Below are 12,442 nucleotides of genomic sequence, written 5' to 3'. Positions count from 1 at the left end.
CTGGGCGCCCCGCAGGGGCGCATCTCAGGGGCGCGGGGAACTGCGCGAGCAACCACCCACCCACCCGCGGACAAAGACCGGGCCGAGTGACTATCCCACCATTCGCTCGTTTTGCTGAACGTGGCCCCGCCCCAGGACATCCTCAGCCGTCCCACCCCCATCGGCATCGAGCAGGCCGAAGCCGCTCTCGTCGAGCACTATCCACGGCTGACCCGGCTCGCCTACCTCGTGCTGCCGCCCTCCCTCGGGCGCAACCGGCGCGTGTTGACCGCGCACGCGCTGGTGCAGCGGTCGCTGCCCCGGAAGCACGGGGGCGGGGAGGCCGCGATTCCGGCGCCCCGGCGCGGGGACCCGGGGTACGGGTTCGTACGGCGGCAGGTCGTGCGGCAGGCGCTGGAGGCGGGGCTGCCGTTGCGGCGGCGGGCCTGGCCCAAGCGGGCGCAGTTGCCGCCGGTGCTGCCGCAGGTGTGGGGGCTCAGGCTCTTCCCCCGCTCCGGCGGAGCCGATGAACTCGCCCTGGACCAGCGGCTCTCCGCCCTCAGCGGGCCCGCCAGAGCCGCCTTCGTACTGCGGGGCCTCGACAAGTTGAGCGATGCCGAGGTGCGGAGAGAACTTGACGCCGTCGGCGTCGAGGATCCGGAGCAAGCCGTCAAGGAAGCCGGGGACCCCGGCGACGGCGCCGCGCTGCTCCAGGCCGCCGAGTTCGACCCCTGTTCCCTCCAGGCCCGGCCCACCGACCTGATGCGCCGCCGCCAGCACCTGCGCGCCGCCCTCGTCGCCGCCGCCGCGCTCGTCGTCTGCGGCACGCTCCTCGGGCTCCCGGGCGACGGCTGGGGGCGGGACGGGGCGGCCGCGCCCCCGTACGCCCGCAATCCCGCCGCCGAGGCCGCCCTCGACCCGGCGCGGGTCGTCCGGGTGGACGCCGCCGCGTGGCGCACCTCGGCCCGTACCGACTTCTCCGTCTGGCCCGCCCGGGGCTCCCTCACCGGCGACACCGCGCTGCTGCGGCGCGCGCTCGCCGTCTGGGCGCGGCCGGGCCGCTCCGTGCAGGTCTCGGCCACGCCGGGGACGCCGTCCGGGCCGCCGATGGGCGCGCCCCAGCTGCTGTACGCGGGGCGGGTCGACCGCGCCTCCGTCGTGCTCTTCTACGACGGGTTGCGCGTCGCCCGGTACGCGGAGCCGGTGGACGGCACCTCCGGAGCCGCGCTCGACTTCGCGCGCGTGGACGGCGCCGACGCCGCCTCCGCCGGGGCGCTCGTGGTCGGCCGCACCGACGGCAACGTCCGCTATCTGACCGCCCCCTGGGTGCGCGAGGCGGCCGTACGGGACCTGCTCGACCCGGCCGCCGCGCCCCGCCCGCTCCCCCGCGACTCGGACGGCGTGACCGGCCCGCTGGTCTCGCCCGCCCAGGCCCGCGACTGCACCTCCTGGGACGTGCTCCAGCTGCGCGACGACTCGGCCGGGCGGCTGCTGACCGACCTCGGGGAGCTCGCGCCCGCCCGGCTCACCTGGGGGCCGCCGGACGCGCCCAGGGACATCACCGGCACCGCCGCCCGCGAGGCCTGGGCCCGCACCGCCTGCCTGCTGCCGACCGTGCGCTCGCGCGGCGTGCGGGCCGTCAACGCGTGGCAGTTCGCCAGGCAGCAGCTGCCCGAGGCCAACGGCACGGCCGCCTGGCTGTGCACCCGGGCCGACACCTGGTCCGGCACGGACAGCCGGGTGCTCGCCCAGTTCCAGGCCCCGGGCGCCGGGAAGGCCACGGCGGGCGCGGTGGCCGCGCGCGCCGAGAACAGCGCGGCCTGCGGCACGCACGAGCCGCGCGTGCTCGCCGGGGTGCTGTGGAAGTCCCGGGGCGGGCACTGGTACGTGCTGGCGGCCGGCAGCGAGGACCTGGCCAAGGTGACCGTCTCCGGCGGCGTCGACGCCTCCGAGCGCGGCCATCTGCTCGCCGTGCGCACCCAGGAGGGCGCCCGCGCCCAGCTCGACGGCCGGCTCACGGACGGGACCCGGGTCGCCGCCCTGCGCTGAACCAGTGCCTGTCGTCAAATTCCCGTCGTCGCCCGAAGGGCGGCCGCGCGGCGTCTGGTGCGTGCTCTGGGGGTCCCCCCTGCTCGAAGAGCTTGGGGGAGTGCCGGGCGGAAGTCCTCGTACTGGACGTACTAGGGCTTTCGCCCGGTGCGGCGAGAGCACGTGCCAGGCGTCGCGCGGCAGGCGGGAATTTGACGACAGGCCCTGGGCCCCGGTGACCGGTTCCGTACGAACAACTCCTCGCACAACCCTGTTGCCAGACGCCTACCCGTCAGTACATTGACGCCATGTCTAATACGCCGCAGCCCGCTCCGGTGGTCTCGGAGCACATAGAGCTCAAGGCCCGGAACGTCTCGTTCGAGTGGGAGAAGACACCGCTCCACTGGATCCCGGGCGACCCGTTCACCGGCCACACCATCAATGTGCTGCACCTGCTGCTCCCGGCGGGCGAGCGCTGGTTCGTGCACGTGTACAAGCAGGTGCTGCCGTACATCCGCGACGAGCGGCTGCGCGAGGACGTCATCGGGTTCATCGGGCAGGAGGCCACGCACTCGGCCGCCCACGACGACGTGCTCCCCCACCTCAAGGCGCTGGGCCTGGACCCCACCCCGTACACCGCGCAGGTCGACTGGCCCTTCGAGAAGCTGCTCGGCGACCGGACGCTGCCGCCGGGGCGGGCGCGCCGGTGGTGGCTGATGGAGCGGGTCGCCACGATCGCGGCGATCGAGCACTACACGGCGTTCCTCGGCGACTGGATCCTCAACGCCGACGCCCTGGACCGGCGCGGCGCCGACCCGGTGATGCTGGACCTGCTGCGCTGGCACGGCGCCGAGGAGGTCGAGCACCGGTCGGTCGCCTTCGACCTGTTCATGCACGTGGACGGCAGCTACCGGCGCCGGGCCAGGACCTGGGCGACCGCGTTCACCGCCCTCCTCTTCCTCTGGCAGCGCGGCGCCCGGTTCTTCATGGAGAACGACCCCTCACTGCTCGACGGCAAGGCCACCGTCGGCGCCTTCCTGCGCGCCGGACGGCAGGGCACGCTGCCCACCGCAGGCGCGATGGCGCGCTCGATCCCGCGCTATCTCAGCCGTACGTACCACCCCTCGCAGGAAGGCTCGACCGCGCAGGCCGTGGCCTATCTGGCGAGCTCGCCCGGCGCCAACGGAGGCCGCTGACATGCCGCGTACGAGGTCCGTGATCCTGGCGGCGGGGGCGGCGCTGCTCGTGCGGCGGGCGGTGCGCCGCCGCATCGCCACCTCGCCGCTGTGGCCGATGCCCGCCCTTCAGACGCCCATCTCGGGGCAGGGCGGGCGGCGCGTGCCCTCGCTGCGGCTCACCGTCGCCGAACGGGCCGTCCCCGCCGAGGGGGTGGCGCTGCTGCGGCTTGAATCCCCGGCGGGCACGCCGCTGCCCGGGTGGCGGCCGGGCGCCCACCTCGACCTGGTGCTGCCGTCCGGGCTCGTCCGCCAGTACTCGCTCTGCGGCGACCCGGCCGACCGCGCCACGTACACCGTCGCCACCCGGCTGATCGAGGACGGCCGTGGCGGCTCGCGCGAGGTGCACGAGCAGCTGCGGGAGGGCGCCGAACTGGTCGTGCGCGGGCCGCGCAACCGGTTCCCGCTGGCCGGGGCACCGGCGTACGCGTTCGTCGCCGGCGGCATCGGCATCACCCCGATTCTGCCCATGCTCAGGGCGGTCGAGGCGGCGGGCGCCGAGTGGCGGCTGCTGTACGGCGGGCGCTCGCGCGCCACCATGCCGTTCCTGGACGAGATCGAGAAGCTCGGGGGCGAGCGCGTCACCGTAGTCGCCGAGGACGAGTCGGGGCTGCCGGACGCGGCCGCGTTCCTGGCGGGTGCGGGCGAGGGCGCGGCGGTGTACTGCTGCGGGCCCGAACCGCTGATGGACGCGGTGGCGGCGGCCCTGCCCGAGGGGCGGACCCTCCACCTGGAGAGGTTCACACCGGGCGCGAGCACCGCGCAGCTCGGCACGTTCGAGGTCGAACTGCGCCGCACCGGCCGCACGCTCACGGTTCCGGCGGGCCGCTCGGTGCTCGCCACGGTCCGCGACGAGCTGCCGAACCTCTCGTACTCGTGCGAGCAGGGCTTCTGCGGAACCTGTCAACAGCGGGTCCTGGAAGGGGAGATCGACCACCAGGACGAGCTGCTCACGGACGCGGAGCGGCAGGACTCGATGCTGATCTGCGTATCGCGCTGCCTCGGACGGAAACTCGTGCTCGACCTGTAGGTACTCTGTTCGCATGACGACCGGGGTGCGGCGCAGGATGGGCGTCGAGGAGCGCAGACGGCAGCTGATCGGGGTCGCGCTGGAGCTGTTCAGCCACCGCTCCCCCGACGACGTCTCCATAGACGAGATAGCGGCGGCGGCCGGGATATCGCGGCCGCTCGTCTACCACTACTTCCCCGGCAAGCAGAGCCTGTACGAGGCGGCGCTTCGGCTCGCCGCCGACGAGCTGGCGGGCCGGTTCGTGGAGCCGCGCGAGGGGCCGCTGGGGGCCCGGCTGCTGCGGGTGATGGGCCGCTTCTTCGACTTCGTCGAGGGCCACGGCCCGGGCTTCGCCGCGCTGATGCGGGGCGGGCCCGCCGCCTCGGCGGTCGGCTCGACCACCGCCAACGCGATGATCGACGAGGTGCGGCACGCGGCGTACCTCCAGATCCTGGCCCACCTGGACGTCCAGGACCCGCCCGCGCGGCTTGAGTTGGTGGTGCGCTCGTGGGTCTCCCTCGCCGAGTCGACCGCCCTGATCTGGCTGGACGGGCGCCGGATCCCGCGTGCCGAGCTGGAGTTGCAGCTGGTCCACGACTTCGCGGCGCTGGCGGCGGTGAGCGCGGCCTACGACGACGAGATGGCGGCCGTGGTGCTGCGGATCATCGCGGACGAGCCGCCGGACGGCCCGTTCGGGGACCTAGTGGCGCGCCTGGTGGCTTTGGCGCCCACCGAGGGCGCCCCGTAAGGGGCGCGGGGAACTGCGCGACCAGCCCCCACCGGCCCGCAGACGAATGGCCACTGCGTACCCGTACCTTGATCGCATGACGACACCGACGGAGACGCTCTCCTTCCGCCTCGCCGCCGAGGACGACCTGGCCACGCTGGTGGCCCTGTACGACGGAGCAGCCCGCTGGATGCAGGGCACCGGCATCCACCAGTGGCAGCCCGGCGAGAAGGACGCGACCCACTTCCAGCAGCGGATGGCCGAGGGCGAGGTCTGGCTCGCGCTGACCGCCGACGGCCGCGCGGCAGGCGCGTACGAGCTGTGGTGGCGGGACGAGCCCGCCTGGGGCGTGCGGCCGCCGGAGGCGGGCTATGTGCACCGGCTGATGACCGACCGTACGCTCGCGCCCGCCGGAACCGGCCGGGCCCTGCTCGCCCACGCCGAGCAGCGCATCGCGGCGGCCGGGCGCCCCCTGTCCCGCCTCGACTTCAAGGCCTCCAGCCCCGGGCTTCGCGCCTACTACGAGCGGGCCGGGTACGCGGTGGCCGGGCAGCAGCCGTTCAAGGAGGGCGGGGGCGGCAGCAACTACGCGGTCGTGCTGATGGAGAAGCGGCTCGGCTGAGCCGCGTCACACCAGACCGGTGAGCCGCAGGGCCAGCAGCGCCACGTCGTCCTCGCGGCTGCCGAACGCGCTCAGCAGCGCGTCGCACAGGGCGCCCGTGCCGCGCGCGGCGTTCGCCGCCGCGATCTGGCGCAGCCGCTCCATGGAGAGCGCGAGGTCGGTGCCCCGGGTCTCGATGAGGCCGTCCGTCACCATCAACAGGACGTCGCCGGAGGCGAGTTGGTGGCGGTACGGGTCGGGGTGGTCGAGACCGAGGCCGAGGAGCGGGCCGTGGACGTCGAGGTAGTCCGTCCCGCCCCGGCCCGGGACGACCAGCGGCGGTATGTGGCCCGCGTTGGCGATCCGGGCGCGACCGAGCAGCGGGTCGATGAGGGCGAGGCAGAGGGTGGCGGTGGCCTCGGGGTGGTAGAGCTGGAGCATCCGGTCCAGGCGGCGCACCAGGACGGCCGGGTCGCGCTCGTCGGTGGCGTACGCCCGTAACGCGTGGCGCAGTTCGACCATGACGGTGGCCGCGTCGAGCGAGTGGCCCACGACGTCGCCGACGCCGACGAGGAGTCCGTCGGGGGTGGGCAGCGCGGTGTAGAAGTCGCCGCCGATCTCGGCGCGGGTGGAGGCGGGCACATAGCGCACGGCGACGTCGGCGCCGGGCAGCCGGGGCTGGTGCTGGGGCAGGAAGCTACGCTGGAGGGTGAGCGCGATGTGGCGCTCCTCGGCGGCGCTGCGCAGCGACTCGGCGGCCAGCGCGGTGGCCTCGGCGAGATGGCCGAGCAGGGCGCGGGTGTCCTGGCCGCCGGTGTCCTGGACGGGGGTGACCAGGCAGACCGGCGGCTGGTCGGCGCGGCTGCGGGCCAGTATCAGCCGGGCGTCGCCGTCCTCCTCGCCGGTCGGCAGTACGCCCGAGGGCCACAGCGGGGCGGGCGCGATCCGCGACCGGACGCCGGTGCAGCCCGCCATGGCCCGCTGGAGCAGCGGGGCGACCGCCGCGGTGGTGGCGGCGGGTTCGTTGCGTGGCGGGCCGCCCGCGTACAGCGTGCCGTCGGCGCCGAAGACGTAGGCGGCGGCCCGGCAGCGGAGCAGGGCGGTGACCGCGGCGGCGGCCGTGTCGGCGAGCTCCTGGGGGCAACTCGTCCCGTACAGCGCGGTGGTGGCGGTGGCCAGGCGGGCGAGGCGGCCCGCGCGGGCGTCGGCGTCGTGGCGGAAGCGGGCGCCGCGCAGGGCGGCCCGGACGACGGCCTGGATCTCCTCGGGCTCGACGGGCACGGCGAGATAGGCGTCGGCGCCCGCGTCCAGGCCCCGGGTGCGGTCGCGCGGGGTGGTGGCCGCGGCCGAGAAGTGCACCACGGGCATGGTGGCGATCTCGGGGTGCGCCTTGATGCGGCGGCACAGCTCGAAGCCGTCCATGTCGGGCAGGCCCACGTCGACCAGGGCCGCGTCGGGCAGGGCGCCGTTCCTGGCCCGGGTGTCGAGCTCGACCAGGGCCTCGGCGGCGGTGGCCAGCGGCACCACCCGGTGGCCCGCGCGCCGCAGGACCGCGCCCATGGCGTAGCGGTTGGCGTCGATGTCGTCGACGACCAGCACGGTGGTGCGGGACGGGTTCACGGCTCATCCCCCGTGGGGCCGTGGGCCCCGGTGGGCATGGTGCGGACTGGCTGCAAGTACGTCCACACGGTAGCGCGCGGGCCGCCCACGGGGGTGCCGGGTCAACTTCCCTGTGCGAAATCACCCTTGAGGGCGTAGCTGAGCCCCTGGTCGAGCCCGGCGCGCGCGCCCCGGCGGAAGGCGCTGTCGTACGCCTGGTCCCCGACGGCGGCCCTGGCCCGGCGCTCGCACTCCTCACGCACGGCGGTCAGCCGGGGCGCGCCCATCTGGGCCTTGCCGACGGTACGCCAGTACTCCTGCCCGATGCCGAGGACCAGGGCGCCCTCCTCGCCGTCGCCCCGGGCGGCCAGCGCGCAGGCGAGCAGGTCGAGGCCGATGGCGATGCCGAAGCTGTCGTGGAGCAGTCGCTTGCCGGCCAGCATGGCGCGGACGTGCTCGGCGGCCTCGGTGGCGCGGCCGAGCGCCAGCGCGGTGACGGCGAGCATGTAGTCGGCGTACGCCCGCATCCAGCGCTCCCCCCGGCTCGCGCACTGGTCGCGCAGCCAGGTCGCCTCGGCGGCGGCCTCGCGGTAGCGGCCGAGGTTGGTGAGGGCGTAGATCCGGGCGAGCGCGCACAGGGCGAGGCCGGGCGAGAAGTCGTCGTCGGCCGCGTCGATGGCCGGGGTGCACACGTCGAGGGCGCCCTCGGCGTCGCCCGGCATCAGGATGGCGCCGCCGAGCAGATAGGCGGCGCGCAGCCGGGACTCGGGGTCGCCGGCGCTCGCCGCGCACCGTCTGCCGTACCGCAGCGCGGTCTCCATGTCGCCCTGGAGGAAGGCGGTCATGCCGAGCGCCCACTCGGCGCGGTCACGGCGCGGTCCGGGCTCGGAATCGAGTGCGAGGGCGCGCTCCAGGAAGCCGCGGCCCTCGCGCAGGTGCCCGCAGCAGAACCAGAAGAACCAGAGCGAGGAGGCCATGTCGAGCGCGGCGTCGGGGTCGGTGGCCAGCAGATGGTCGAGGGCGGTGCGCAGGTCGGCGTGCCCGGCGGCCAGCCGCTCGTACCACTCGACCTGGTCGGGGCCCATCCAGTCGGCCTCGGCTGCGCGGGCCAGGCGGCGGCAGCGCTCGGCGTGGCGGCGGGCCACGGCCGCCTCCTCACCGAGTTCGCCGAGCCACTGGCGGCCGTACTCGCGGATGGTGTCGAGCATCCGGTAACCGGCCCGGCCGCACTGCATCCTGGCCCGGACGACGGACTTGGCGACCAGGCCCGCGAGCGCGGGCCCGACGGCCTCGGGGGCGAGCGGGCCGCCCGCGGCCACCTCCTGGGCGGCTTCGAGGTCGAAGGCCCCGGCGAACACCGAGAGCCGGGCCCACAGCAGCCGCTCCAGCGGGGCGCACAGCTCGTGGCTCCAGCCGATGGTGGTGCGCATGGTCTGGTGGCGGGGCAGCCGGGCGGCCCGGGTGTCGGCGAGGACCTCGAAGCGCGAGTCGAGCCGTTCGGCGAGCTGCTCGACGCTCCACAACCGCAGCCGGGCGCCCGCGAGTTCGATGGCGAGCGGGATGCCGTCGAGTCTGCGGCAGACGGCGGCGGCGGCCTCGGCGCGGGCCGGGGTCTCGAAGGACTTCAGCGACAGCTGCGGGACGGCGTCGACGGCGCGCTGTTTGAAGAGGGTGAGCGCGGCGCCCTCGGGCGGCAGCGGGCCGAGCGAGAAGACACGTTCCTCCGGGCGGCCCAGGGACTGCCGGCTGGTGGCCAGGACGGTGAGCCCCGGCGAGGTCTGCAGCAGCTCCCCGATGAGGTGGCCGCAGGCGGAGACCAGGTGCTCGCAGGTGTCCAGGACCAGGAGCAGCCGTTTGTCGCCGAGCCAGCCGCACAGCGCCTCGGCGGCGGTGCGGGTGGTCTGGTCGGTGACGCCCAGGTGGTCGGCGACGGTGGCGGCGAGCAGTTCGGGGTCGCACAGGGGCGACAGCTCGACCCACCACACCCCGTCGGGACAGAAGGAGCTCCGCTCGCGCGCGCCGCGCAGGGCGAGCCGGGACTTGCCGACGCCGCCCGGTCCGGTGACCGTGACGAGCCGGTGGCCCCGCAACAGGCCGTCCAGGGTGGCCAGTTCCACCGACCGGCCCACGAAGCTCGTGGTCTCCGCTGGAAGATTCCCCAACACGGGCACAGTCTGGACCAGAGAATGGCCTGGTCCAGACACGATCGCACGGTTCAACCAGAAACAATCGAAAAGCGGCCAGGAGCGGTCAGGGCAACGCCATTTCCGAGCGTACGCAGAACACTGACGGACGTCGGCCGGTCACCCTCGCACTCACCCTCGTACGCGCGCGGTGGACCCCCGTACCACCAGCTCCGGCTGGAACACGAACTCCGTGCGCTGCACCGGGTTCCCCCGGATCTCTTCGAGCAGCGCGCCCACCGCGGCCGTCGCCATCGCCCGCACGGGCTGGCGGACGGTGGTCAGCGGCGGGTCGGTGAACGCGATCAGCCGCGAGTCGTCGAAGCCCACGACCGAGACGTCCTTCGGCACGTCGAGCCCGCGCTCGCGCGCCGCGCGGACCGCCCCGAGCGCCATCATGTCGCTGGCGCACACCACCCCCGTACAGCCCTGGTCGAGCAGCACGCCCGCCGCCACCTGGCCGCCCTCGACGCTGAAGAGGGTGTGCCCGATGTACGCGGCGGCCTCCTCGGCGCGCAGCCCGAACCGCTCCCCCAGCGCGGCCGCGAACCCCTCGGCCTTGCGCCGCGAGGGAACGTATCTGAGCGGCCCGGCCGCCAGGCCGATCCGGGTGTGGCCGAGGTCCGCGAGATGGCCCACCGCCATCGCCATCGCCGCGTGGTCGTCGGGCGAGACGAAGGGCGCGCGGATGCGCTCGTTGTACCCGTTGACCAGCACGAACGGCACCCGGCGCTCGGTGAGCGCCAGATAGCGGGCGGGGTCGGCGGCGGTGTCGGCGTGCATCCCCGACAGGAACACGATGCCGTTGACCCCGCGCTCCTCCAGCTGCTCGACCAGCTCGTCCTCGGTCGCCCCGCCGGGCAGCTGGGTGCAGAGCACCGGGGTGTACCCGTGCCCGGCGAGCACCTGCTCCACGGCCTGGGCGAACGCGGGGAAGATGGGGTTGGTGAGCTCCGGGGTGACCAGGCCGACGAGCCCGGCGCTGCGGTGGCGCAGCTGGGCGGGCCGCTCCCAGCCGAGGACGTCCAGGGCCGCGAGCACCCGCTGCCGGGTGGCGTCGGCGACGCCCGGACGCCCGTTGAGCACCCGGCTGACGGTGGCCTCGCTGACGGCCGCCTGGGCGGCGATGTCGGCGAGGCGCGGCCCGGCGTCGGTCACACCGCCCACCACACGGTGGTGTCGGAGTCGAGCACGAACTCGGCCTCTCCCAGGGCGATTTCACCGCTGCCGCTGGAGAGGATCGGCTTCCCGGGCGCGGGCAGGCGCACGGCCTCCCCGGTGAGGTTGACCGTGCAGACGAACCCCTCGCGGGCGAAGGCGAGCACGCCCTCGGGGGCGTCCAGCCAGCGGACCGCGTCGCCCGAGCCGAGGCCGGGGTGCTCGCGGCGGGCGGCGAGGGCGGCGCGGTAGAGCTCCAGGGTGGAGTCCGGGTCGCCGGTCTGCGCCTCGACGGAGAGCGCGCCCCACGACGCGGGCTGGGGCAGCCAGCTGCCGCCGCTGCCGAAGCCGTACGAGGGCCCGTCGACGGTCCACGGGAGGGGGACCCGGCAGCCGTCGCGGAAGCCGTCCTGCCCTTCGGCGCGGAAGAAGGACGGGTCCTGGCGGACCTCGTCGGGCAGGTCGGTGACGTCCGGGAGCCCGAGCTCCTCGCCCTGGTAGAGGTATGCGGACCCGGGCAGCGCCAGCATCAGCAGGGTCGCGGCGCGCGCCCGGCGCAGCCCGAGCGCGCGGTCGCCCGGGGTGCGCAGCTGGGTGCCGAGGCCGGGCGGGTTGGCGAAGCGGGTGGCGTGCCGGGTCACGTCGTGGTTGGAGAGCACCCAGGTCGCGGGGGCGCCGACCGGGCGCATCGCGGCGAGCGAGACGTCGATGACCTCGCGCAGGGCCTCGGCATCCCAAGGGGCGCCCAAATACTGGAAGTTGAAGGCCTGGTGCAGCTCGTCGGGGCGTACGTAGTGGGCCGTGCGCTCCACGGTGGGCGTCCATGCCTCGGCTACGGCGATGCGCTCGCCGGGGTACTCGTCGAGGATGAGGCGCCAGGAGCGGTAGATCTCGTGGACGCCGTCCTGGTCGAAGAACGGCATGACATCGTTGCCCAGCAGCTTGAGCTGGTCGCTGCCGCCGATGTCGGGCAGCCCGGGCGCCTTGACGAGCCCGTGGGCGACGTCGACGCGGAACCCGTCGACGCCCATGTCCAGCCAGAACCGCAGGATCGAGCGGAACTCGTCGGCGACGGCGGGGTGCTCCCAGTTGAAGTCGGGCTGCTCCGGGGCGAACAGGTGCAGATACCACTCGCCGTCCTCGGTACGGGTCCAGGCGGGCCCGCCGAAGATGGACTCCCAGTCGTTGGGCGGCAGTTCGCCGGTCTCGCCGCGGCCGGGCCGGAAGTGGTACCGGGCTCGCAGCGCCGAGCCCGGTCCCTCGCGCAGGGCGCGCTTGAACCACTCGTGCTGGTCGGAGGAGTGGTTGGGGACGAGGTCGACGATGATGCGGAGGCCGAGGTCGTGGGCGTCCCTGATCAGGGCGTCGGCGTCGTGCAGGGTGCCGAACATCGGGTCGATGGCGCGGTAGTCGGCGACGTCGTAGCCGGCGTCGGCCTGCGGGGAGGCGTAGAAGGGGGAGAGCCAGACGGCGTCGACGCCGAGGTCGCGGAGGTACGGGAGCTTGTGGCGTACGCCGTCGAGGTCGCCCATCCCGTCGCCGTCGGCGTCGGCGAAGCTGCGCGGATAGACCTGGTAGATCACGGCGTCCTGCCACCAGTTGGTGCGGGTCCCGTCGTGGGCGGGGGTGGTGCCGGGGGCGGTGAGGTGCGGGGTCATTTTGTCCCTGGGTCGGTGTGGGTGGTGGGTGTTGCGTGCGGGTGGGCTGCGCCTGCGGCGGGCTGGGCCCCCACCCCGCCCCTTCCCGAAAGCCCTGGGCGGGCGGCCGGGTTCGTCGGCTGCGGGCCGGTGGGGGCTGCTCGCGCAGTTCCCCGCGCCCCTGAAAGCCTGTGGCTGAGCAAAGTTCCCCGGCTGCGGCCGACTACCTAAGGGGCGCGGGGAACTGCGCGACCAGCCACAGACGGCCCGCAGACGAAGGCCGGGC

At 74.6% G+C, this 12,442-nt stretch carries 9 protein-coding genes; 5 read left to right on the top strand and 4 right to left on the bottom strand.

Annotated elements, in window-relative coordinates; translation table 11 throughout:
• Positions 1–111: 111 nt before the first annotated feature.
• The 5 genes from QIY60_RS20480 to QIY60_RS20460 all read left to right on the top strand — a co-directional run bounded on the left by QIY60_RS20480 (position 112) and on the right by QIY60_RS20460 (position 5,600).
• Positions 112–2,028, top strand: a complete 1,917-nt coding sequence (locus tag QIY60_RS20480; protein WP_283143725.1) for a hypothetical protein — start codon at positions 112–114, stop codon at positions 2,026–2,028.
• Between the two features lie 287 nt (positions 2,029–2,315).
• The gene (locus tag QIY60_RS20475; protein WP_283143724.1) at positions 2,316–3,203 is read left to right on the top strand and encodes a metal-dependent hydrolase; all 888 of its coding nucleotides are present in this window, start codon (positions 2,316–2,318) and stop codon (positions 3,201–3,203) included.
• Position 3,204: 1 nt separating this feature from the next.
• Positions 3,205–4,272, top strand: coding sequence for a PDR/VanB family oxidoreductase (locus tag QIY60_RS20470; protein WP_283143723.1), 1,068 nt, complete (start codon positions 3,205–3,207; stop codon positions 4,270–4,272).
• 13 nt (positions 4,273–4,285) lie between these two features.
• Positions 4,286–4,999 carry a TetR/AcrR family transcriptional regulator gene (locus QIY60_RS20465; protein ID WP_283143722.1) on the top strand — a complete coding sequence of 238 codons (714 nt, stop codon included), beginning with the start codon at positions 4,286–4,288 and terminating at the stop codon, positions 4,997–4,999.
• 76 nt (positions 5,000–5,075) lie between these two features.
• Positions 5,076–5,600, top strand: coding sequence for a GNAT family N-acetyltransferase (locus tag QIY60_RS20460; protein WP_283143721.1), 525 nt, complete (start codon positions 5,076–5,078; stop codon positions 5,598–5,600).
• 6 nt (positions 5,601–5,606) lie between these two features.
• Here the strand turns inward: QIY60_RS20460 and QIY60_RS20455 are convergent, their stop codons facing one another.
• The 4 genes from QIY60_RS20455 to QIY60_RS20440 all read right to left on the bottom strand — a co-directional run bounded on the left by QIY60_RS20455 (position 5,607) and on the right by QIY60_RS20440 (position 12,177).
• Positions 5,607–7,199, bottom strand: coding sequence for a fused response regulator/phosphatase (locus QIY60_RS20455; RefSeq protein ID WP_283143720.1), 1,593 nt, complete (start codon positions 7,197–7,199; stop codon positions 5,607–5,609).
• 101 nt (positions 7,200–7,300) lie between these two features.
• Complete coding sequence (locus tag QIY60_RS20450) at positions 7,301–9,343, bottom strand: NB-ARC domain-containing protein (RefSeq protein WP_283143719.1); 2,043 nt, start codon at positions 9,341–9,343, stop codon at positions 7,301–7,303.
• A gap of 150 nt (positions 9,344–9,493) precedes the next feature.
• A complete protein-coding gene (locus QIY60_RS20445) occupies positions 9,494–10,519 on the bottom strand; it encodes a LacI family DNA-binding transcriptional regulator (RefSeq protein WP_283143718.1) in 1,026 nt (341 codons plus the stop codon).
• Positions 10,516–12,177 (bottom strand): glycoside hydrolase family 13 protein, encoded by a 1,662-nt coding sequence (locus tag QIY60_RS20440; protein ID WP_283143717.1) that lies wholly within the window; start codon positions 12,175–12,177, stop codon positions 10,516–10,518. Before QIY60_RS20440 ends, QIY60_RS20445 begins: the two co-directional genes overlap by 4 nt.
• Positions 12,178–12,442 lie beyond the last annotated feature (265 nt).

The organism is Streptomyces sp. BPTC-684, assembly GCF_030028635.1.
GTDB lineage: Bacteria > Actinomycetota > Actinomycetes > Streptomycetales > Streptomycetaceae > Streptomyces > Streptomyces noboritoensis.
The sequence above is the reverse complement of the archived record's forward strand: the minus strand, read 5'-3'. Positions and strand labels throughout refer to the sequence as shown.